Annotated in this window: 21 protein-coding genes; 14 read left to right on the forward strand and 7 right to left on the reverse strand. The window is 52.7% G+C overall.

All coding sequences use genetic code 11. The features are described 5' to 3' along the window. Positions 1-105: 105 nt before the first annotated feature. Complete coding sequence (locus NSU14_RS33075) at positions 106-1,743, reverse strand: histidine kinase N-terminal 7TM domain-containing diguanylate cyclase (RefSeq protein WP_340949035.1); 1,638 nt, start codon at positions 1,741-1,743, stop codon at positions 106-108. A gap of 176 nt (positions 1,744-1,919) precedes the next feature. On the opposite strand from NSU14_RS33075, the gene hprK reads away from it, so the two are divergent. Both hprK and NSU14_RS33085 read left to right on the forward strand, forming a co-directional pair. Then, complete coding sequence (gene hprK, locus NSU14_RS33080) at positions 1,920-2,837, forward strand: HPr(Ser) kinase/phosphatase (protein ID WP_039296145.1); 918 nt, start codon at positions 1,920-1,922, stop codon at positions 2,835-2,837. A 64-nt stretch (positions 2,838-2,901) separates the two neighbouring features. Then, positions 2,902-3,186, forward strand: a complete 285-nt coding sequence (locus NSU14_RS33085) for an alpha/beta-type small acid-soluble spore protein (protein ID WP_039296148.1) — start codon at positions 2,902-2,904, stop codon at positions 3,184-3,186. A 75-nt stretch (positions 3,187-3,261) separates the two neighbouring features. Here NSU14_RS33085 and NSU14_RS33090 read toward each other — a convergent pair whose 3' ends face one another. The 3 genes from NSU14_RS33090 to NSU14_RS33100 all read right to left on the reverse strand — a co-directional run bounded on the left by NSU14_RS33090 (position 3,262) and on the right by NSU14_RS33100 (position 6,226). Further along, positions 3,262-3,840 carry a class I SAM-dependent methyltransferase gene (locus NSU14_RS33090; protein WP_042140491.1) on the reverse strand — a complete coding sequence of 193 codons (579 nt, stop codon included), beginning with the start codon at positions 3,838-3,840 and terminating at the stop codon, positions 3,262-3,264. A gap of 24 nt (positions 3,841-3,864) precedes the next feature. Continuing rightward, positions 3,865-5,364 carry a GNAT family N-acetyltransferase gene (locus NSU14_RS33095; RefSeq protein WP_340948596.1) on the reverse strand — a complete coding sequence of 500 codons (1,500 nt, stop codon included), beginning with the start codon at positions 5,362-5,364 and terminating at the stop codon, positions 3,865-3,867. Positions 5,365-5,428: 64 nt separating this feature from the next. Then, the gene (locus NSU14_RS33100) at positions 5,429-6,226 is read right to left on the reverse strand and encodes an AIM24 family protein (protein WP_039296152.1); all 798 of its coding nucleotides are present in this window, start codon (positions 6,224-6,226) and stop codon (positions 5,429-5,431) included. A gap of 228 nt (positions 6,227-6,454) precedes the next feature. Between NSU14_RS33100 and NSU14_RS33105 the strand changes: the two genes are divergently transcribed. The 5 genes from NSU14_RS33105 to NSU14_RS33125 all read left to right on the forward strand — a co-directional run bounded on the left by NSU14_RS33105 (position 6,455) and on the right by NSU14_RS33125 (position 11,722). Beyond that, positions 6,455-7,681 carry an ATP-binding protein gene (locus NSU14_RS33105; RefSeq protein ID WP_340948597.1) on the forward strand — a complete coding sequence of 409 codons (1,227 nt, stop codon included), beginning with the start codon at positions 6,455-6,457 and terminating at the stop codon, positions 7,679-7,681. Between the two features lie 89 nt (positions 7,682-7,770). After that, positions 7,771-8,238 (forward strand): tetratricopeptide repeat protein, encoded by a 468-nt coding sequence (locus NSU14_RS33110; protein WP_076243670.1) that lies wholly within the window; start codon positions 7,771-7,773, stop codon positions 8,236-8,238. 20 nt (positions 8,239-8,258) lie between these two features. Beyond that, entirely contained in the window at positions 8,259-9,071 is an 813-nt protein-coding gene (locus NSU14_RS33115; RefSeq protein WP_340948598.1) for a sugar phosphate isomerase/epimerase family protein, read from the forward strand. A gap of 289 nt (positions 9,072-9,360) precedes the next feature. Next, positions 9,361-11,067: an ABC transporter ATP-binding protein gene (locus tag NSU14_RS33120; protein ID WP_076243668.1), complete on the forward strand. Its 1,707-nt coding sequence runs from the start codon at positions 9,361-9,363 to the stop codon at positions 11,065-11,067. A 79-nt stretch (positions 11,068-11,146) separates the two neighbouring features. After that, positions 11,147-11,722: a GNAT family N-acetyltransferase gene (locus NSU14_RS33125; protein WP_076243667.1), complete on the forward strand. Its 576-nt coding sequence runs from the start codon at positions 11,147-11,149 to the stop codon at positions 11,720-11,722. A gap of 418 nt (positions 11,723-12,140) precedes the next feature. Here the strand turns inward: NSU14_RS33125 and infC are convergent, their stop codons facing one another. Next, positions 12,141-12,653 carry a translation initiation factor IF-3 gene (gene infC, locus NSU14_RS33130; protein WP_076243756.1) on the reverse strand — a complete coding sequence of 171 codons (513 nt, stop codon included), beginning with the start codon at positions 12,651-12,653 and terminating at the stop codon, positions 12,141-12,143. 192 nt (positions 12,654-12,845) lie between these two features. Here infC and NSU14_RS33135 point away from each other — a divergent pair, with 192 nt between their 5' ends. Together NSU14_RS33135 and NSU14_RS33140 are read left to right on the forward strand one after the other, a co-directional pair. Beyond that, positions 12,846-13,427, forward strand: coding sequence for an RNA polymerase sigma factor (locus tag NSU14_RS33135; protein ID WP_042140486.1), 582 nt, complete (start codon positions 12,846-12,848; stop codon positions 13,425-13,427). Further along, the gene (locus NSU14_RS33140; protein ID WP_340948599.1) at positions 13,420-14,265 is read left to right on the forward strand and encodes an anti-sigma factor; all 846 of its coding nucleotides are present in this window, start codon (positions 13,420-13,422) and stop codon (positions 14,263-14,265) included. The genes NSU14_RS33135 and NSU14_RS33140 overlap by 8 nt, the downstream gene beginning before the upstream one ends. A gap of 199 nt (positions 14,266-14,464) precedes the next feature. Here NSU14_RS33140 and NSU14_RS33145 read toward each other — a convergent pair whose 3' ends face one another. After that, positions 14,465-15,715: an MFS transporter gene (locus NSU14_RS33145; RefSeq protein WP_340948600.1), complete on the reverse strand. Its 1,251-nt coding sequence runs from the start codon at positions 15,713-15,715 to the stop codon at positions 14,465-14,467. Beyond that, complete coding sequence (locus NSU14_RS33150) at positions 15,712-16,884, reverse strand: serine hydrolase domain-containing protein (RefSeq protein ID WP_340948601.1); 1,173 nt, start codon at positions 16,882-16,884, stop codon at positions 15,712-15,714. The genes NSU14_RS33145 and NSU14_RS33150 overlap by 4 nt, the downstream gene beginning before the upstream one ends. Before the next feature lie 176 nt (positions 16,885-17,060). On the opposite strand from NSU14_RS33150, the gene NSU14_RS33155 reads away from it, so the two are divergent. The 5 genes from NSU14_RS33155 (at position 17,061) to NSU14_RS33175 (ending at position 21,281) form a co-directional block, all read left to right on the forward strand. Then, complete coding sequence (locus NSU14_RS33155) at positions 17,061-17,519, forward strand: Lrp/AsnC family transcriptional regulator (protein WP_340948602.1); 459 nt, start codon at positions 17,061-17,063, stop codon at positions 17,517-17,519. 138 nt (positions 17,520-17,657) lie between these two features. Next, positions 17,658-18,704 (forward strand): DUF4097 family beta strand repeat-containing protein, encoded by a 1,047-nt coding sequence (locus NSU14_RS33160; protein WP_340948604.1) that lies wholly within the window; start codon positions 17,658-17,660, stop codon positions 18,702-18,704. A 24-nt stretch (positions 18,705-18,728) separates the two neighbouring features. Next, positions 18,729-19,406: a response regulator transcription factor gene (locus NSU14_RS33165; protein WP_081956746.1), complete on the forward strand. Its 678-nt coding sequence runs from the start codon at positions 18,729-18,731 to the stop codon at positions 19,404-19,406. A 9-nt stretch (positions 19,407-19,415) separates the two neighbouring features. Further along, positions 19,416-20,795, forward strand: coding sequence for a sensor histidine kinase (locus NSU14_RS33170; protein ID WP_340948605.1), 1,380 nt, complete (start codon positions 19,416-19,418; stop codon positions 20,793-20,795). A 162-nt stretch (positions 20,796-20,957) separates the two neighbouring features. Beyond that, the gene (locus NSU14_RS33175; protein WP_076243660.1) at positions 20,958-21,281 is read left to right on the forward strand and encodes an ArsR/SmtB family transcription factor; all 324 of its coding nucleotides are present in this window, start codon (positions 20,958-20,960) and stop codon (positions 21,279-21,281) included. The last annotated feature ends 12 nt before the right edge of the window (positions 21,282-21,293 follow it).

A 21,293-nucleotide genomic window follows, 5' to 3' on the forward strand; every position in this document is an offset into this window, starting at 1 on the left:
ATGTATAGAGAAAGCTTAGCTATAATTAAAGTTACAGTAGGGAACAGCCCCGCGGACAAAAGTTAAGCCACCCGTTTCCTGAGCCGGGTGGCTTATGTGCATTCGCTATCTTTTCACGGAAACAATCTGATTGCGGCCCTGATGCTTGGCTGCGTACAAGGCTTTGTCTGCCGATCTGAACAAATCGTTCAAGTAAGTTGTTGTGCTCATGGGCGGGGTGACCTTGAATTCCCCGATGCTGAGCAGTCCTATGCTGATGGTGATGGATATAGGCTCGTCTATATGATCAATTCTGATCTGGTTGGACTCAATGCTTGATTTAAGCTGCTCTGCCAGCACATACGCCTCATCCTCTTCCGTATCGGGCAGGTAGATAAGGAACTCCTCCCCGCCATAACGGGACAGAATATCGGAGTGGCGCAGATTACGCTGCAGGACCTCTACCGTACTGCAAATGACCTCATCTCCGGCCAGGTGGCCGTAGCGGTCATTGACCATTTTGAAATAATCGATGTCGATCAGTATAATGGTCGAAGGGACCCTGGGATCCCGGTCCTTCATTAATTCATTCTCCAGCTGCTGCATGAGATAATGGCGGTTGTAGCAGCCGGTCAGGCTGTCGGTGATGGCCATCTTCCGGAGCTTGGCGTTCGTCTGGAATAGCTCTTCCTGGACTTTAATTAAGGCGGAATTGCGCTCCTGCAGAATGGTGTTCTGCTGGTTCGTCTCATCAATGAGGCGCCGAAGCTCGGTTATATTCTGGAAGGTGACAATCCGGCCCACCCTCACACCGCTCACCATAATCGGTGCGGCATGAATGCTGATGTACATTTGGAGTGCGGGATACATTAGTTCTGTCTCGGCTACCTCAAGCGGATGGTCATGGTAGGTTTGCAGGAACTGTTCAGTCTTCACGATATTGCCGCCGGGCAGGTGGCGGGCCATATCGAACCTCTGCCCGGGATTCAGCCGGATCTGGGGAAGCAGAGCCTGGTTGATCTCGACCACCTGTTCTTGATCGTCGAGGACAAGAATTCCGTATTCCATCGTATTGATAATATCCTGGTGGGCGATAGTTACAATATCAAACACTTTGTCCTGGTGAATGGTAATCACGAAGAAGGTAGCTGACACGACAATGCCTAGCGAAGTAAAGCCCGGAATGACCGGCAGGTAATCGTCCAGCACTACGTTCAGGAACACATCGATCATCAGGAAGACACAGACGGCAAGAATCCCTTTTAGCATATACATGATCTGATTCTTGATTCGCGGCGCCTGATCGGAGACCAGAGCTACATAAATGATATACAGCGATACGATGGCGTGTAGAATAACAATAGACATGTTGATCCAGAAAATAGGTCCGTAGATCCGCTCAACATAACCGCCGTTTACCGGAAGAACAAACCAGCCGTTCGGATTCAGCACCACACCCAGCGACGACAGGAATGCCGGAACGAGCAGGGCGATTAATATTTTGCGGTTAAGAAATTGCGATTGGCCAGAGAGCAGAATGGTGAAGAAGATCCACCCCGTAGTCAGCAGGGAGGCATCGATAAAGGCAAGCTTCACATAGAATAGCTGATAGATTGGATCATCAACGGTCCGGATGGCAAACTGGCAGTAAGGCCAGATCATCATGGAGAAATGAAAACCAAGGTAGACTTTGTGCAAATTGGTTATCGTACCTACAGAAGCAAATATGTATATAAACAAAAGGAACAAGACAAAGCACATCATCAGATCAATCCAAGACTCCAAGGCCAATATACTACACCTTCTTGATATATTTAGTGTTTTATTGATTTTTCTGGGTCAAAGGTCTTATATATTGATTTTAATATATAATTAGCGTGTGCAGATTACAAGATTTTTAAGTGATTCTATCGGAAGAATATGGTTGGGAGGAGAACAATATGAAATCTATCACCGTTCAGAATCTTACGGACAAGTTTCATTTGGAAGTGCTGGCAGGGGCAGAACGCATGGACCGCGTCATTACCCGTCCACGGACGCACAGACCCGGGCTTGAGTTCGTCGGTTATTTCGATTTCTTTCCGATGGCGCGGGTGCAGGTACTCGGCCGCAAGGAGATCAACTATTTATTGACGCTGAGTGTAGAGGAACGCATGCTGCACATCGGCAATATCGTCAAATATCATCCGCCTTGTTTCATTGTAACGAGCGGCCAGCAAGAGATCCCTTACCTCACCTTATACTGTAATCAGGAGGGCATTCCGCTGCTGCGGACACCAGAGGTGACCACGGAGTTTATTGCCAAGCTGGACAGCTATCTGGTAAAAACGCTGGCGCCGGAGCTGTCGATTCACGGGGTATGTGTCAATGTGTCGGGCATCGGGATTCTGCTTCGGGGCAAGTCCGGGATCGGTAAAAGCGAAACGGCGCATACGCTCATCCGGCGGGGCCACCGGTTCGTGGCCGATGATATTGTAGTGCTCAAGAAGCTGGGGCCGGCGACGCTGCTCGGGACGCATAATGAGACGACCCGCGAATTCCTGGCGCTGCGCAGCATCGGCCTGATCAATGTCGTACGCCAGTACGGGCGCAGGGCCTTCCAGGATGAGACGCGGATTGTATTAGATATCGAGCTGGCACCGTGGCAGGAGAATTCACTCAACAATGACCTGGAGCTGGTTCCCCAGTTCACGGAATATCTCGGCGTTCAAATCCCGCATATCGAGGTTCAGCTTCAGCCGGGGCGCGATGTGGCCGGCCTGATCGAAGCTGCTGCGAATAATTGGTATCTCAAGCAGCTTGGATACAGCGCGGTAGAAGACTTCATGAAGCGGATTGAAGACGGGATGCAGTCTTAAGGCGGGATAATCCCATACACTCCAGGGCAACTTAGATAAAAGACAGCAGAGGAGTGTATCCGAAATGGCGAGAAGAAACAGGAAATATGCGGTGCCCGGGTCAGCCCAGGGCATGCAGACCTTCAAAGCAGAGGTCATGAAGCAGGAAGGATACCATGTGGATCCGAATCATCCGGACGATGTGAAATACGAGGTGGCTAAGGAGCTCGGTATCCCGCTGCAGGCGGGCAATAACGGCAATTTGACCACGGAATCTGCGGGGCAGATTGGCGGCAGAATCGGAGGCTCCATGGTCCGGGAGATGGTCCGCCTGGCACAGGAGCAGTTAGCGGATAAGGGCAAATCCTAGAAATACGCGGTCCCTCCATTGGCCCAAGGCAGCGGCATGCTTTTGGGCTATTTGCAGTTTCTACGCAGCTGATATTCAGAAAATGTAGACATACACCTTCGTCCGGAGCCGGTCCGGGCAGGTGATGATGCGGACCGGCTGCTTGTCCGGCAGAGCGAAACAGACACTGATCACGGCTGCGCCCGGCGGCAGCTCCTGCCTGAACTTGGGAGCAAGCCGTTCCATGGCACCGGGGAACAGATAACAGAGCACAATATCGGCATCGCTATAAGAGCTTCTATATATATCGCCCCGCCTAAAAATGACCTTGCCCCGCAGCCGCTCCCGTTCGCCCTTCACTGGCAGGAATCGTGTGCATACTACCGCAAACAGCTGTGAGAACCATAGGGGAAGCCTTGAGTTCTCTATGCCGGTCAGCCGTTTGCCGGGGCAGCGGCGGATCACTTCCAGGCCCAGCGTACCCCAGCCCGACCCTGCCTCCAGAACATTGGCATATCCCGGGATACGGTTCACCTCCCCGGCTACTGCCGCTCTTGCAGCCCTGGACGCGGGCATCGGCGATATTCCGTTCTTCCAGCTTACGAGCACAATCCAGACTACGGATAGCAGAATGAGAAATGCGGCAATCCAGGGAATACTCTCGGTAACGGGCATATATCGCTCCTTCTTAATCTGTGCTTACTCCAGGCTGCCGCTGTAATATTTATACTCGAAATTGATCTTGAAGCCGGCATTGAGGTAGAGGGTCAAAGCCCGCTCATTCTCGGTGACAACACCTAGACGGATCGAAGAGTAGTTCTTCTGCAGCAGGAGATCAACAGTCTGCCGGAGCACCTTCCCGCCATACCCTTGGCCCTGGCAAGCGGGCAATATGCAGAAATTATGGATAAACGCTGTTGCCTCATTCACGTAATTCACCCGGATCAGGCCGATCCGCTGGTTGCCCGTCCAGGCAATATAGGTGATACGCTCCGGTTCATTCGTCTGCAGGAAATACTCCCGGGTGGCGTCTTCGGAGTCTCCGAAGGCCCGGGCCGAGCAGGAGACCATGAATTCGAGGTCCTCCGGCAAGAAAGGCAGCAGACGCAATTCTGCCGGAGCCGCTTCTCTGCCGGATTCTGTATGGGCATATGACATCGAGTATTCAGAGCGGTCATAATCAGCACCGATAGCCTGGGCCGCGCGGAGTCCTGCCTGTGAACGGCTCGGAACCCTGTAGCTGAGCCTGTGTACGGCGAGAGGCGCAATATCTTCCTTGGCCCGCTGCACAAGACTGCGGAATACGCCCTCACGGCGGTAATCCGGATGGACCATGGCATTAATCTGCGCATAATCGCCTTCGGTAGCAAACCAGCTCAGCAAACCTATGAGCTGGTTTCCGCGATAGCAGAGCAGGGCGTGGTCGCCATCCTCTTTGACGAGATGCTCAAGATCTGAGCTTAATTGGACCGAGTCCGCGTGGCTGCACTGCTGCTCCAGTACAGTAATGTCCGCCGCTTGCTGCTTGGAATGATACATCATTGCAATGATGCTATTTAACTTGAGAAGCTTCCGGAACTCATCAACACTGTCAAACACGCCATCCGGCGGGACATCGTAAGCCTGGCTCTGGAAGGTGGACAGCCAGCGGACACCGTAGGTCTGCAGTCCGGCAGCCTTGCCCGCGAGAATATCCGCATTACTGTCCCCAACGAATACAGCATTGGAGGGAGCAATGCCAAGTGTACGCAGCGCCGAATGTATGCCTTCGGGATCAGGCTTAGGCTTAACGACATCATCTCCGGTGATTGAGATATCGAAGAAGCGATCCAGATCCAGCGCCCCGGCCGATATCTGATAGGCCCGTCTGCTTTTACCGGTAATGACGCCAAGCTTCATCCCTTGCGCCTTCAGGGCCTGAAGTAATTCTACAATATGCCCGTCGTTCTGAAATTCTCCGAAATGCCCCTGCTCATATAACGAATAATAATCCTCTATAGCTTGCGGAACGGAAGACGGGTCAGCGAAATTGCCGCCAATGATGTCCTCCTCGGTGGGGCCAAACATGGCGACAAGTTCATCGCGGGTGACTTCTCTATGATCATATTGCTGAAATACGGCCTGGAACGCATGGAAGGATAACGGCAGCGTATCTGCGAGTGTTCCGTCGAAATCAAATAGTACAGCTTGAATAGACATACGGATGGCCCGTCCTTTAGATGAATTTAGGTTGGATGGAGCATTGCCTCAAGTGGCGTCAGAATCAGGAGGTAGGTGCAGCCTGAAACAGGCTGTTCTTGTAATTCATGAGCGGTGCCAGCCAGACCATACCGGTTCCCCGGTAGACATTGACCAGGCCTTCGCCGGAAACGGCAGAGCCCATGCGGGTCTTCCCTGATTTCTCTACGGTAAAGTCAAGCGAGTTCGACCACATCAACGCGAAATTGCCATCTACCTTCAGCACGTCATTCTGCAGCTCGACCACCACGGCTTCCTCGGATGGAATAGGAGCCTCAAGAGCGATAATCCCTTTACCCCGTGCGCTCAGGTTGAACAGCCCTTCTCCGCCGAGGACGGCTGAGGATACATTCTTGCGTGCAGCGACAGCAATATCCAGCGTAGTCTCGCAGGCCAGGAACATGCCGTCATCAATCACGATATGGTCGTTGTCGACATCAATCAGCCAGAGATATTTGTAGGTGGTTTCGAGCATAATCGTCCCTGTCCCTTTATAGAGCGGTTTGATGGCACTCGTGCCGGTTGCTGCACTGGATATTATATTGCGCATCAGGCCGCCGACACCTTTGACACCCGACGTCATCTCGATATTGCCGATCATATACTGCATAGCGCCTGCGCTCAGCATAACCTCGCTATTCGTAAGCTCAATCATCAGCTGCTTGTTGCGCATATTGCTCTTGCTCATGAAGAAGTTGGCCTGGGCTTCCAGCATGGAGGTGCTGCTAAGATCCTCCTTGTATTCAATGACCGAGAATCCGCCAAGCTGTTCTTTAATCACAACATTAGGGTTATCCTTCAGATTATTAATGGTAAAAGCCATAATGCTTCCTCCCCTGAGATGCAGTTATTTAGGCATGTCCATTGATTATAGCAGAGTCCATAACATGTGGTAAAATAATGGAAAATCATAGAAGATTATAATAGTAATCTGGTTTAGCTTTACTTATAATAATAGATTAGCGTAATGTTCTAAGTATAGTGCACAGAACACAAATGCAGATACCATACCAGTATTGGAGCCGAAAGGAAGTTAACCTTGTTTGAGACGTTGCTTCTTAATTTCTTGTTTATGCTGTTTCCGGTACTTATCTTTCTGATCTTCTTTGAGAATAGGCCGCACGCCTATAACCGGAAGATTCTTGTGCTGCTCACAGCTATAACCATGATCCTGTGTATCGCCAAGCCGATCCGGCTGGAGACGGGGTTTATCTTTGACCTGCGGTATATTCCGTTTCTTATCGCAGCTTTGTATGGAGGGTACAAAAATGTTCTTCCGCTCTATCTGATACTAAACGTATACCGTTTCTATATAGGCGGAGAGGGAACGATTCACTCGTTTCTTTTTTCAACAGCAGTTCTGATCGTTGTGCCGTTATTAAGTTCAAGATTTATCCGTTCGAAGCTAAGGACACGGATCAGCTGGGCAACCGTCATTGCCGTGCTTACGATGGGCTGTTATCTGATTGTGCTGAGCATGGTTATGGAGTCGCTGGATATGCAGTTCTGGATGCTCACCTTCTATGCTTTGACCACTCATGCAGCGGTGATGGCGGTCTTAATGATTCTGCTGGAGCAGATCATTACCAATCTTAAGAATCGTGACCGGATTATGCAGTCGGAGCGGCTTAATGTGGTTAGCGAGCTGGCGGCCAGCGTCTCCCATGAGATGCGGAATCCGTTAACCGTGACGAGCGGGTTCCTTCAGCTGCTGAACAAATCGAAGACGCTTACGCCCGAAGAGAAGGGATATATTGAACTGTCGCTGCTGGAGCTGAACCGGGCGGAGAAGATCATCAGCGATTATCTCTCTTTTGCCAAGCCGCAGTCGGAGAATATGGTCTACTCCAACCTCCAGGCCGAGTGTGAGTACACCAAGAATGTCATCATGCCGTATGCCACAATCCACAAAGTAGCGGTCGAGTTCAGCTTCAACAACTCACTCTGCGCCCATTATGACCGGAATCTGATGCAGCAATGTCTGATTAATCTGTACAAAAACGGAATCGAAGCGATGAAGGGAATGGATGACGGCGTTCTGACCATTGATATCTCCGAAAGAAAACAGAATATTATTATTAGCATCCGCGACACCGGTATCGGGATGACGAAGGATGAAATCTCACGTCTGGGCAAACCCTACTATTCCACCAAAGAAGAAGGTACGGGTCTGGGAATGCTCATGGCTTACAGTGCGATCAACAAAGTTAAGGGAGTTATCGAGGTTAGAAGCGAAAAAGGAAAGGGGACCACCTTCGAGATCGCCATCCCGGCTTAGGACGGACAGGGCAACAGTGGGAAACTCTCCGTGAAAATGATAAAGTAACTCTTAGAGGAATGGATATATTAACCGGGAGGCTGTTTGTAATGAGACAAGAGTTAATTGCGCAATTGAATGCTTGGCATGAGGAAGATGAATTCGAACAAATCGTATCCCGCATCAAAGAGGTTCCTACCCCGCTGATCGATGATGAGCTTGCGGTTCATCTTGGCCGGGCGCTCAATAATCTGGGACGTTATAAGGAAGCGCTTAAATGGTTCAATAAGACTGCCGACAAAGGCAAAAAAGATCCGCTGTGGCATTTCCGCGTCGGTTACGCGCATTATTATCTGGACCAGTACGATGAGGCGATCAAGGCTTTTGAGAAGGCCCATAAGCTGGACCCTGAGGATCAGGACATTATTGAGTTCCTAGAATGGAGCCGGAATGAAGCGGGCGTGCAGGAGAGTCCTGACGATTCTGAGGATTCTGAGGATTCTGGGGATGCTGAGGATTCGGCCGAAGAAGCGGAAGGTAACTCGGATTCTAAGGATACAGAGGATACTAAGCGTTAGGCTGAGAGGGGCTGGAGAGCTTGAAGCTATCGGTATTTTACAATCATATTGTGAAGGCAAGCGAGCAGAGCGGCCTGCCGCTTACGGATGTACTGGACAAAGTGTATGCCTATGGCATTGAAGCGGTAGAGCTTGATCTGGAAGAGGCGCTGACCGGTACAGAGGCGATGAAAAAAAGGCTGGATGCAGCGTCGATCTCCGTGGCGTCGATGTATGCTTTTTTTGACTTCGGCAATCAGCCTGCACCGGAGCCGGGGTATGCATTCATTGATACAGCAGCCTATTTGGGAGCCGGCAAGGTGCTGGTCATTCCGGGTTTCATGGAAAAGACGGCCAGCCCGGAGCAGCGGAGTCAGGCTCTTCAGAGCATGGCTGCTGCGCTGAATGCCATTTGTGATTACGCGGAGCGTAAGGGCATCCGTGTAACGATGGAGGACTTCGACGATATCCGGGCGCCGTTCTCGTCGGCGGACGAGCTGCTCTGGTTCCTGGAGCAGGTGCCTAAGCTGGCGATCACGTTCGATACCGGGAACTTCATCTACCGCGGCGAGGATGAACTGGAAGCGTTCACGAAGCTGAAGGACCGGATAATCCATGTCCACTGCAAGGACCGGTCGCTGGAAGACAGCGGCGGGCAGCCCAGAATCAGCGCAAGCGGGATTCCGCTGTATCCGTCCCCTGCAGGCTCAGGCTGCATCCGGATCGCCGAGGTGCTCCGGCTGCTGAAGGCAGAGGGATACGCAGATACGCTGGCCATCGAGCATTTCGATGCTGTAGACCAGCTGGGTTATATGGAGCAATCGGCGGCTTGGCTGCGCTCCATGCTGGATTAGGAACAAGACAATCTTACAATCGGGGTGAAATGGATGCCATACCGTACCGTCGTAAGGAACTAGTTATCGGGCTGGGTTGAACGCGTACCAGCCATCAAGGGGGCAGTCTGCCTTTTTGATCACATGATAACTATAACCTTGGACGGTGCCAGGCATTCATTTTTAGAGCCGGGACACTGAGTTATCCAACGTAAGGACCATACTGCATATGCAGGGGGTTCATTAGCGTTGGGTGGCGAAGCGTGGTCCCGGCTTTTTTATACTCATTTCAAGATTGGAGATTGTAATTATGCTGCGGAAATGTCTTGTCCACCTCAAAGGGTGGATTGCTCTGTATATCCTTCTTGGTTTCATCATTCAGTTCATAAGCAGTCTGGGCATAGTGGTCTTTCAGAAGATTCTCGATCAGGCGGTGGATGGAACGGGCTTCAGTGAAATCACACATTGGATTGTCGTCTACGGGGTGCTGCTGGGCGCGAATGTACTTCTGAATTATGCGGATGAATATCCGGGCGCCCATCTGTCAAACAGCATCACGGAAAGGCTGAAGATCCTGGCCTTGTCCAAAATCTCCAGAATGGATTATACCGCCTATCAGAATATGGGCACAGGCCAGATGATCAAGGTAATTGAGAACGGCGCGGCGGCCGGGAACAGCATTCTGTTTACTTTTATTCTGGGGACACTGCATGAGCTGCTGCCTACCATCCTCTTCAGCTTGTTCTTCATCAGCTATTATGACCTCAGAATCATGCTGGTGATTGCGGGCGGGTATGTGGTGATCTTCGTGATCACGAATGTGCTGCTGAAATACCTCTACCGGATTAAAGCGGCTGTGCTTAAGGAGCAGGAGTCCATGTCCCGCTATTCAATCCGCGGATTCATGGAGCTGGTTGTGTTCCGGACCAATAAGAAGTATGCGCAGGAGATCGGCAGATTGAACGAGACCGCACGGCAGATTATCAGCAAAAGCGCTCAGCTGCAGATGATCCATGAGTCTTTTTTTGCCTTATTCGAGTTGTTCATTACGGTCATTAAAGTGATTGTCCTGCTCTATGGAGTGAAGAATGTGGTGTCCGGGCAGGCCTCGGTCGGGGTGATGGTGGCCTTGTTCATGTTCATTGAGAAAATATATACACCGATTGCCATCTTCAACGTGTTATTCGTCGGCTACAAGCTGAACAGGGTGACCTATCAGCGGTTCGGTGAATTTCTGAACGCTCCGGAGGACGCCAACCTGGAGAAGGGGAAGGCGGTGGCCGGGCTGCAGGGCGATCTTGAATTCAGGGACGTGTCCTTCGGCTACGGGGAGGTTCAGGTGCTGGACCGGTTGTCCTTCTCCATCACGCACGGAACCTCGGTTGCACTGGTTGGCTTAAGCGGAAGCGGAAAGTCGACGGTCATTAAGCTGATTACGGGCCTGCTGAAGAAAAGCGGCGGCAAGCTGCTGGTGGACGGCACGGATATCGATGAGCTGAGCCTGAACAGCTACTATGATCATATCTCTTATCTGTCGCAGGACAGTCCGGTATTCGATACTACGATCAGGGGCAATATGGTGTTTGACCAGGATGTGCCGGATGAGGAGCTGTATGCGGTTCTGGATAAGGTCCATCTGAAGGAGAAGGTGCTGGAGCTGCCGGAGAAGCTGGAGACGATGGTGGGTGAGCGGGGCCTGAAGTTGTCGGGGGGTGAGCGGCAGCGGCTGGCTTTTGCCCGGGCGCTCCTGCAGAAGCGGAATCTGATCATCCTCGATGAACCGGTCTCGGCGCTGGATAATATTACGGAGAAAAGCCTGATGGAAACGGTGTTTGCAGAGTTCAGGAACAAGACGGTTATTATTATTGCGCACCGGCTGAATTTCATCAGCGGAGTAGACCAGATTCTGGTGATGGAGCAGGGAAGGCTGGTAGGGGAGGGGAATTTCGATTCCCTGATCCGCAGCTGTGATTCCTTCAGAACGCTGTGGAATAACGGCAGGGGGCAAACGGATTAAATCATCTTTTACCTTGTGGACCTTCTTTCGCTTGTACTATGCTGGGTTACAGACAGGACTTGAAAGCGGGGCCACCTAAATGAATATAACGTTAGCTGCGATGAGGCTCGAAACAGAGCGTCTGATCATCCGTCCTTATATTGAAAGTGATCTTGGCGCCTCCTTCGCGCTGATGCAGAATCCGGAGGTGCTGGCCTTCATGCATATGGAGGTCATGCAGCGGCATGAATATGAAGGATTGTTCCGCTGGCTGATGTTCAGCTATCATACGCCGTTTGAGCTGCCGTTCAAATATTCGTTCGCGGTTTGCAGCAAGGCAACCGGACAGCTGATCGGCTGGTGCGGCCTCGGCGTACTGGATTTCAGCGCACCGGATACCGAGCTGTATTATCTGATCGGGCGTGAGCATTGGGGCCGGGGGTATGCCACCGAGGCCGCCCGGGCGCTTACGGCTTATGCCTTCAATGTAATCGGGCTGGACCGGTTATATGCCAAGGCAGATCCGCGGAACACAGCGTCGCTCGGAGTATTCCAGAAGCTGGGCTTCCGGTTTGAACGGGAGCTGGCCGGACTAACCGGCGATTATGAGGACTGCAACGGTGAGCTGCTGCATGTGCTGGAAAGGTTGCGGTTTGCTGGGCGGCTTGGCAGTTGAAGATAACCCTAGGATGAGCGGGAGATGTATGGGAGACGAGTAGAAGATGAGCGGCCCGGCGGGGCAAGATGAGTGGAAGAAGATGGGGTTCAAGAATAACGGCTTTGCCGTCCTTTTACAGGACAGCAAAGCCGTTTCCACTTCATAGATAAGAATGTATATGCTTCGAACTAGAGAGAACGAACGGACAAGCTCGGATGCTATGAGGACCGGAAATAGTTGGATATTGTCCACTTGCTGTTGAACGATAGAACCCTGCTCCAATAATAGTTGGACAAACAGCACTTAAATCCTCCCTTTTCACTCACAGTAGCTAAACCTAACAATATTAGATGTTGTTTTTCCACTTGCTTCGGTCCATCCCTCAGAAACAGGTAAATTAAGATACTTTTTTCCACCTGTTGCTCTCACAACAATATTACGTACGCGGATTTACCCGTACCTGTGCACCTTTGCCGCTGGTCTGAATTCCTGTGGTTTTGCTTCCGGCCTCTTTCAGATCTGCAAGCAGACGCTCCAGGACTGCCTTCGCGGCAGCCGCTTCCTTCGCACCGGAAGACTTCACAACCAGCTGCACCGGCTTGCCGGAGCGCAGATGCTTGTCCGCCTGACGCAGTTTCGTGTCGTAGTCATGCTCTTCAATATGGGCGGTGAAGCGCAGCTCCTTCACCTTCTCATGGCTGCCTCCGCCGCCTTGCGGACGGCTGGTATCGCCCTTGCGGGCCGCTTGCGCAGCGGCTTTGCCTTTGCCCTTGGCGACCAGGCTGCAGGGCGGCGGACTGCTCATCAGCGAGGTGCAGACCAGATCGGCTCCTGCGGATCTGGCCATAGCCAGCGCCTCGTCTCTGGATACGGTGCCGAGCTTCTGGCCCTTCAGCCCGGTAAGCTCGACCTCAGCTGCTCTAATCTGTTCATTAATAAGTACGGCCACGGAAATGAATCCTCCCTTTGCGGATATGATATAGCTATCATATATGGAAGCCGGCCTGGCTTCAATTCCGGAGGGCATGATCTTTGATTCAAAGTTGAGCCGCTTGTGCAAAGCGGTTATACTCAGTGAAACGCAGGAAGTTCAGCGCTGGAGTGCCGGGGTACTAAATTTTTGTTGAATGGGGGATGGCAATTGAATGACACAGCTGACGATAAGCAGTTAATTCTGCTTATTGCACAGAAAGACTCGAATGCCCTCGAACTGCTCTATGACCGATATGAACGGGTAATCTATAGTTTCGCTTACCAGATCGTGAAGGATTCGATGGCCGCTGAAGAAGTAATGCAGGAACTGTTCCTGCGGGTATGGAAGAATGCGGAGCAGATTGATTTCGGCAGGGGCAAGCTGCTTACCTGGATGTTCGCAGTTACCCGCAATCTGGCGATTGATGATCTCCGCAAACGCAGCTCCCGGCTGCCGCAGCAATCTGCAGACTCCGGGAATCTGGATATGATTCAGGACCATACAAAGCTGACCGAGGATCTCGTTGAGCTGCAGATGGCCGGGGAACAGATCAGGGACGCGCTGCTGGGGCTCAGCCGGGATCAGCAGCAGGTGATGGATATGATTTATTATCAGGGCTATACCCAGCAGGAAGTAGCGAACCTTGCGGCAATTCCGCTGGGGACGGTCAAAGGAAGGGTCCGATTGGCAATGAAGCAGCTGCACAAATCATTACGGCACTGGGGAAGGAGGGATCATGCGCATGAGTGAACATAAGGATGATCTCTGTGAACTGGCCGAATTATATGTTCTGGGCGCACTGACGCCAGAAGAGACAGCGCAGTTCGCTGCCCATGCAGAAGCCTGCAGTGAATGCAAGGAGCTGGTAAGTGAATACCGGCAGGTACTGGACCATCTTCCCCTTGCTTCCGAGCCCGCAGAGCCGCCTTCCGGAATGAAGGATCGGATATTATCACGGGTATTAGAGTCGGAAAAGTTGAGTACACCGGCTGCTCCGCCGAAAGCCAGCCCTAATATTCAGCCTGCGGCAGAACGCACCATTGAGCGTGAGTCCGTTAAGGTGGCACCTATAGAACAGGGCCTGCCCAAGGCGAGAATCCCGGAGCCTAGAAAGACCCGCTTCTGGGGGTACTTAAGCCTCGGACTGGCTGTGGCCGTGCTGCTGCTGATTGTCTATACCGGCCAGCTGCGCGGCGATGTAGACCAGCTGCAGCGGCAGATTGCCTCCGGCACCGGGCCCTTGCAGGGGCTTAAGGTGAATGAGACGGTGGCGCTTAGCCCGTCGGGAGAGGCTGTTTCGGCCAAGGGTGTAGCGACCATTGTCACTGATACATCCGGGACCCACCTCGTAATCCAGGCGGAGGATCTGCCGGAGCTTACAGGCACAGAGGTCTATCAGGTATGGCTGATCAAAGGGGATACGCCGCAGAATGCGGGCACCTTCATCTCACAGGACGGAAACGGGGCACTCTATTATTCGTTTGATCCGAAGGCCTACGATACCGTGGCAATTACGCTGGAGCCGGATGACGGGGGAGACGCCCCGCGGGGACAGATCATTCTGGCAGCGTCGATTAAGCAGGGGTAGCAGCTGAATTCCGCAATGCCGATATTGGCGGGAACCTAATGTATATTGAAGAACAGCCGGGAGGGTTCCCGGCTGTTTTTGCACAAATATAAGAATTTATAGGTTTCACATGATAACTTATCCTTCTATTTTCTCGTTTCCACTTGTGGACAGAAAGATTATACAGCACCTGCAAATGAGGAATAACGAGGTCGTGAAGTTATTTATCGCGATGGATGTCCATGGTTCCTGGAGGGAATCCATGCGTTCTGCTGCGCCGGACTATCCATACAGAGAGGGCCAGCAAGACAAACAACACCCATGGGAATGACATGACACCCGTTGTTTCAAGAAGAATTCCACCGATTATACCGCCTCCGCCAATGGCCAGATTCCATGCGGTTACAAGCATGGATTGCGCTACATCTGCACTCTCTCCACCTGCTGCAGCCATTGCTGTTTGCAGCAGCGTGGCTGCTCCCCCGAACGTTAAGCCCCATACAGCAGCTACTAGATAGATTACAACAGGCTTGCCGCTGCCTATGCTGAGCAGAACAGATGCCAATGCAAATGCAGTGAGGCTAATCAGAACCAGCAGCCTCAGGTGACGATCTATCCAGATACCTGTTAACCAGATGCCAAGAAGTGCTGTAATACCGAAAATAAGAAGCACCAGGTCCACGCGTCCGGTTAGCCCGGCCTGAGTAAGGTACGGTGCTATATAGGTATACAGGATATTGTGGGCCAGTACCCAGGCCAGCACGACAAACAGGATCGGCCGCACTCCGGGGCTTGTGAAGACCTTATTTAGAGGGAGCCGCTTATCTGCAGCTTCTCCCGGATAGTCCGGCAGCTTCCAGAGTATCCAACTGGTCAGCAGCAGAGCGAACAGCGACAAGACTCCAAAGATATTACGCCAGCCTGCAAGATCACCCAAAAACGTTCCGGCAGGGACACCGAGAGCCAGAGCAAGCGGCGTTCCCGCCATTGCAATAGCCATAGCCCGTCCCTTAAGCTGCTCCGGTACCATGCGCCGTGCATAGCCTGCGATCATTCCCCACAGGACACCAGCGGACACACCCGCGAAGAAACGGGCCGCAAGCGTCAGGGGATAGCTCGAAGATAAGGCAGTAACGGTATTGAATATGAGAAAACCAAGGATGCAAATGAGTAGCAAGGGTCTCCGCCTCCAGCCGCGTGTTACCGTGGTCAATGGAATGGCGGCGAGTAAAGAACCCAGGGCATAGAGGGTAACAAGCTGACCCGCCATGGCCTCTGTTACTCCAAGCCCCTTACTGATCTGAAGCAGGAGTCCGGCGGGAATCGTTTCAGTCAGAATACAGATAAACCCGGTCATTGCCAGAGCAAGTAATCCGGTCCAGGGAAGGCGTACGGAAGCAGGGGCACTGGAGCTTTGCTGCGGGGAAGCAATTGTGCTGCTCCTCCCGGCGTTCTCTTTTATGTTGTTCATGACGGGTCCAATCTGCCATAGATAGCATTGCAAAGATCAACCGTGAACGGACCCGACATGCCCTCCAGTGCGGTATTGGTGAAGGCTACCACGCTTAGACGCTGCCTGGTATCGACGAACCACGAATGGCCATAGGTGCCGCCCATGCGCCATGTACCAAGGGACTCCGCTGTGTCTGCGGCAGCAGGATCTTTAAGGACTGTGATCCCCAGGCCGAAACCCCGTCCCGGCCAGAAGGGCATGGGCAGGTCACCAATCTGGTTGGTGGTCATTTCGCGGACCAGGGATTCCGGCAGCAGGGGCGCTCCTCCTTTCCGCAACGTTTCCAGCAGCTGCAGAAAATCTCCGGCGCTGCCTACCATACCGGCTCCCCCGGAAGTGTAGGCAGTACTGTCTAACGCCCTGCCCGGGGCGAGCCGGAAGCCCGCAGTTCCTTCTACAAAGGCCAGCCTATCGGGATTCTTCATAGGCCGCAGTCCCGGAATGTCATCGGCATAAGCTGTGGTCAGGCGCTTCGGGTCCACGGCTATGAAACTGGTATCCGTCATATCGAGGGGTTGAGTAATAAGTGAGCGGATCGTTTCACTGAGTGTGTTCCCGCTAACGTTAGCAATTACTGCCCCCAGCACATCTGTGGCAATAGAATACCTCCACTGGGTGCCTGGTTTATAGAGAAGTGGAACAGACGCGAGCCGCTTCAGGTTCTCTTCAAGCGTGATACCAGACTGATCCATGCCATCAGATACACCTGCCTGCTCATAGGAACCGCCCTCTTCCTGAAAGAAGCGGTAGGTCAGACCAGCAGTGTGCGTCATTAAGTGACGGACAGTCATTGCTGCAGTCTCTCCGTTCTCCAGCCGTGGCTTAAAGTCCGGCAGCCACCGGTCTACACGGTCATCCAGCTTCAGGCGATCTTGCGCCACCAGAATCAGGGCTGCCGTAGAGGTAATCGGTTTGGAAACCGAGGCAAGCCGGAACAACGCGTCCTCCCGCATAGGGTGGTTTAGCTCACGGCTAGCATAACCAGCAGCACGGCTATAGATGAGTTGTCCATCTAACGCTACCTTTATGACAACACCTGCCAGGCGCTTGTCGGTTAGTGTCTCATCAATGACCTTGTCGATCCGCTCCGGGATACGGTTAGGGTTGATTGTGTTCGAATAGGGCATACTCAACATCCTTTCGCATAGTTAAAGCAGCAACTGCCTTCGCTTTACTATTGTAAGTAAAGTATATAAAATAAATTAACTTGAATACATGAGCCGATAAAGGTAAAACCCACTTATAACATTTAAAATAAAGGCATTTTAAACCGATAATCTTAAAATTAAAGGAGGGGTCAAAAATGGACTCTATTGATAAGCAAATTCTGTTTCATCTGCAAAGTCAGGCGAGAATTTCCATGACAGAGCTGGGGAAAAGCGTAGGTTTGTCTCAGCCCGCAGTAACGGAAAGAGTGAAGCGGATGGAGGAAAATGGGGTGATCAAGGAGTACCGGACGATCATTTCTCCGGAGAAAATCGGGAAACAGGCAGCTGCCTATATCCTTTTCCACTCCAGAGAGTGTCATGCCTTTCTGGACTTCTGCCGTACCCATCCCGATGTCGTCGAATGCTATCGCATCAGCGGAGAACACAATTATCTGTTAAAAGTCATGTCAGACTCCACTCGGGGTCTTGAGGAGTTTGGAAATCAGTGTGATAAATACGGGAATTATACGATTCTAATCGTCATGTCATCCCCTATTGAGCCTAAAAATCTCATTCCTTCGCTGGAGGAAGCAAGCGTAAACCTGCTTAAATAGAAAATAAACAATAGGGCTCTTTAGAACTTGGGGCGGAGTCCCCAGATATTCTCATCAAACTCTAATCTCTCTGCAAAGTCTTTCTCATCAAGGATGGTATACCCTAAGGGTAATCACATGAACTGGAGGAGAGAGAATATGAGAAAGATGTGGAAACGGCTAATCACAAGCGCCTCGCTGGCAGCGGTATTAATGTACATGGGCATAGCGGATGGAGGGAGCGCCGGTGCGCGGCCGCTGACTGAGGCGGACTTTGAATCCGCGCCAGCACAGGCTTCGGTGTCAGCTCCGGCGGCTGCAGTCTCTCTGCAGGCAGCGGGGAAGAAGACGGGGACGGGATACTCTTTTGACAAAGGCATTACCCGCGTCAGCTTGCCGGCCGGCACGCAAAGTGTCTCTATTGCCAACACGAACGGAACCATCGAAATTAAGCAGGGCGATGTCAAGGAAATGGAGGTCCATATGACAGTGGTCGTCCATCAGGCAACCGCGGAAGAGGCGAAGGCCGTAGCGGACAAGGCGGGGATGAAGGTAAGCAAAGGGGCTGATCTGGAGATTAGAACCTACAGCGAGTCTTATGGCAATTGGCGATATCCAAGCCTTGATCTGACGGTTACACTGCCGCAAGGCATGAAGGCCGAGCTTCAGGCAGAGACGGAGAACGGCAATCTTTCTTTGTCAAAAGTTTCTAGTACAGGTAGAATTGAGTTAGCGGCTGTGAACGGAAATATATCTGCTTCCGGCATAGGCAATGCGCTCAAATTACATACGGTGAATGGCAATGTGCAGGTTTCAGAAGCGAAGGACCGCGTAGAAGTCACAGTTACCAACGGCAACGTGAAGGCGGAGCAAATTGCCGGAGCCTTGACCCTGAAGGCCACAAACGGCAATTTGTCGGTGAAGGACGCATTGGCTGCTGTAGAAGCGGTTACCGTAGCCGGGAACATTCATATGAAGAGCCGGAAGGTCGGCGGAGACTGGAAGGTAACTACAGCGGTAGGGGACGTAGAGCTGGCCTGGCCGGGGAATGCGGGAGTCGTGGTCGATGCCGAATCCGCTTTTGAAGAGATTGAAACGGACTTCCCGCTGACAGTGAAGAATCACCGGGCCAGCGGGAAGCTGGGCGCAGGTACGTATCAGATCCGTGCCAAATCTATGGCCGGGTTGTCGCTAATGCAGAACTGATCTTGTGAAGAGGTGGACGAGAGGTTGAAGGAACGCGTATTGGTTATTGAGGATGAGCCTGCCATGATCCGCCTGCTGGAGCTGGAGCTGTCCTATGAAGGTTATGACATTACGGTTGCGTGCGATGGTCTTACGGGTGCCGGGAAAGCGCTGGGGGAGCATTTTGACATCATTCTGCTCGATTTGAATCTGCCGGGCATCAGCGGAATAGAAGTATGCAAGCGGGTACGCGCGGTGAAGCAGACTCCAATCATTATGCTGACTGCCAGGGACACGGTCAGTGACCGGGTCCGGGGACTGGATACCGGGGCGGATGATTATGTGCCGAAGCCCTTCGCTATCGAAGAGCTGCTGGCCCGCATGCGTTCCCTGCAGCGCAGGCTGCACGCCGCAGAAGCCGGAGATGAGGTCCTGCATGCCAAGGATCTGATACTGGACAGGGCTGCGCACCGGGTCAGCCGCGCCGGGCGCGAGATTGAATGCTCACAGCGCGAATTCGAGCTGCTGCACTGCCTGCTGGTCCATAAGAACCGGCTGATGAACCGTGAGGCACTGCTGAACCTGGTCTGGGGCTACTCGTATGAAGGCGAGACGAATGTGGTGGATGTCTATATCCGGTATGTGCGTATGAAGGTGGATGAAGGCTTCAGCGAGAAGCTGATTCATACGGTCCGGGGCAGCGGCTATATTCTGAGAGACTGAGGTGAGCGAATGAAGCCATGGACGTTCTCCCGTAAAGTCAGCGCTTCGATTGCGCTCACTGCACTGGCCGTTGCGGCGGTGGTCAGCGGATTTGTCTATATTACCTTCAAACATTGGACAGACAGCCAGGAGACCCGGCTGCTGGATGCGAAGCTTAGACAGTTCGAGCTGCGGGTCGGTGAGGTGGAATTTCTGCCGTCCCTGCTTCAGCCAGGATTGGGCAAGGGTAGCGGTGCAGCGGCTTTTTTGAAGCCAGATTTCTCTGTCTTTGCCCCTGAGCTGGATAAAGGGCAGGTTCTGCAAATGCTGGATGCACGCGGGCGTGTGCTCGCAGAAGCGGGCGAAGGTGAACCGGCGCCCGGTTCAGATGTTTACAGCGCAGAGAAGGAGCTGTCCTTGCCCGTGTATGGCCTTGTCCGGCTGCAGCTTACGGACAGCGGGCAATCACGCAGCGCCACCGCCGAGAAGGAGGTGGGCAGACTGCTGCTGCTGGGTCTGCTGCTGGCTGCCGGAATGGCTGTGCTTGCAGGGGGAATCGTCTCCCGTTCAGCGCTGAAGCCGATTCGCAGCATGATTGGTGAAGTGCGCAGCATCGGGACGAACAGTCTGTCCCGGCGGCTGCATGTCCCTGCTGCCCAGGATGAGCTCCAGCAGTTGGGCGAGACCTTCAACGGGTTCCTGCATAAGCTGGAGGTTTCCTTCGACCAGCAGCGCCGCTTCATTGCCGATGCTTCCCATGAGCTTAAGACACCGCTGGCCATTATTGAAGGCCATACGCATATGATCCAGCGCTGGGGCAGGCAATCGCCGGAGGTGCTGGATGAGTCGCTGGCGTTCATGATGGATGAGACGCGGAGGATGAAGCAGCTGATCTCCCAGCTGCTTCTGCTTGCGGAAGCAGAGGCGGAGGCCCTGGCCCCGGAGGACGGAGAAGAAACCTGCGATCTGAAGTCTGTGCTGAACGAACTGCTGCCTCAGACTGTTCATGTCAATCCGGGGGTGCGGCTTGATTATGACGGCCCCGGTGAACGGGCGTTACCCATCCGGATGCCTGGCAGCGCCTGCTATCAGGTGCTCCGCAACATCGTGGAGAATGCGCTGAAATATACGCCTGAAGGCGGGGCGGTAATGATCGGGCATTCCCGTTCAGACGACGGGAAGGTGATCCTGACCGTAGCCGATACAGGCATCGGAATATCCGCTGAGCAGCTGCCGCATATCTTCGAGCGCTTCTACCGTACGGAGGCTTCACGCAACCGCTCGCAGGGCGGCTCGGGCCTGGGACTGGCCATTGCCAAAGCAATCATGGAGCGGTATGGCGGCTCCATCGCCATCGACAGCACGCCGGGACAAGGTACAACCGTAACGCTGACGTTTGCAGGAGTGTAAGCGGGTGGCGGTATGAGTAAGGTCTATTCAACGAATCAATAACCTGATGTAGCAGAGTGAATTAAAATATTAATATTCCTTGACTGGAATATTCCGATTGGGGTATATTGTAATTGTACACCACCAATAAATAATACAAGCTTTACTAAAGGAACATCTGAAATGGACACAACGACATTTAGCGCACTTGCCGAACCGACCCGCCTGCGGATGGTAGAGATTCTGAAGGACGGGCCGCTGAGCGTAGGCGATATTGCTGAGCGTCTGGAGCTGCGGCAGCCTCAGGCTTCGAAGCATTTGCGCGTACTGCTGGAAGCCGGACTGGTTGAGGTAGAGGCGGCGGCGAACCGCCGGAATTACAGGCTGCGTACAGAGCCGCTGGAGGCTATGGATGCTTGGCTGGAGGCCTATCGTAAGCTGTGGAGTGAACGCTTCGACAATCTGGATGAGTATCTCCGGAAGCTGCAATCCAAAGACAATTCATGATTATCAGGAGGG

It is taken from the genome of Paenibacillus sp. FSL R10-2771 (assembly GCF_038000205.1).
Classification (GTDB): Bacteria; Bacillota; Bacilli; order Paenibacillales; family Paenibacillaceae; genus Paenibacillus_AQ; species Paenibacillus_AQ phytohabitans.

What these genes read in the sequence shown, in the direction of transcription:
- NSU14_RS33075 (WP_340949035.1), bottom strand. Translation starts at nt 1,743, where the DNA reads ATGATGTGCTTTGTCTTGTTCCTTTTGTTTATATACATATTTGCTTCT.
- hprK (WP_039296145.1), top strand. Translation starts at nt 1,920, where the DNA reads ATGAAATCTATCACCGTTCAGAATCTTACGGACAAGTTTCATTTGGAA.
- NSU14_RS33085 (WP_039296148.1), top strand. Translation starts at nt 2,902, where the DNA reads ATGGCGAGAAGAAACAGGAAATATGCGGTGCCCGGGTCAGCCCAGGGC.
- NSU14_RS33090 (WP_042140491.1), bottom strand. Translation starts at nt 3,840, where the DNA reads ATGCCCGTTACCGAGAGTATTCCCTGGATTGCCGCATTTCTCATTCTG.
- NSU14_RS33095 (WP_340948596.1), bottom strand. Translation starts at nt 5,364, where the DNA reads ATGTCTATTCAAGCTGTACTATTTGATTTCGACGGAACACTCGCAGAT.
- NSU14_RS33100 (WP_039296152.1), bottom strand. Translation starts at nt 6,226, where the DNA reads ATGGCTTTTACCATTAATAATCTGAAGGATAACCCTAATGTTGTGATT.
- NSU14_RS33110 (WP_076243670.1), top strand. Translation starts at nt 7,771, where the DNA reads ATGAGACAAGAGTTAATTGCGCAATTGAATGCTTGGCATGAGGAAGAT.
- NSU14_RS33120 (WP_076243668.1), top strand. Translation starts at nt 9,361, where the DNA reads ATGCTGCGGAAATGTCTTGTCCACCTCAAAGGGTGGATTGCTCTGTAT.
- NSU14_RS33125 (WP_076243667.1), top strand. Translation starts at nt 11,147, where the DNA reads ATGAATATAACGTTAGCTGCGATGAGGCTCGAAACAGAGCGTCTGATC.
- NSU14_RS33140 (WP_340948599.1), top strand. Translation starts at nt 13,420, where the DNA reads ATGAGTGAACATAAGGATGATCTCTGTGAACTGGCCGAATTATATGTT.
- NSU14_RS33145 (WP_340948600.1), bottom strand. Translation starts at nt 15,715, where the DNA reads ATGAACAACATAAAAGAGAACGCCGGGAGGAGCAGCACAATTGCTTCC.
- NSU14_RS33150 (WP_340948601.1), bottom strand. Translation starts at nt 16,884, where the DNA reads ATGCCCTATTCGAACACAATCAACCCTAACCGTATCCCGGAGCGGATC.
- NSU14_RS33155 (WP_340948602.1), top strand. Translation starts at nt 17,061, where the DNA reads ATGGACTCTATTGATAAGCAAATTCTGTTTCATCTGCAAAGTCAGGCG.
- NSU14_RS33160 (WP_340948604.1), top strand. Translation starts at nt 17,658, where the DNA reads ATGAGAAAGATGTGGAAACGGCTAATCACAAGCGCCTCGCTGGCAGCG.
- NSU14_RS33170 (WP_340948605.1), top strand. Translation starts at nt 19,416, where the DNA reads ATGAAGCCATGGACGTTCTCCCGTAAAGTCAGCGCTTCGATTGCGCTC.
- NSU14_RS33175 (WP_076243660.1), top strand. Translation starts at nt 20,958, where the DNA reads ATGGACACAACGACATTTAGCGCACTTGCCGAACCGACCCGCCTGCGG.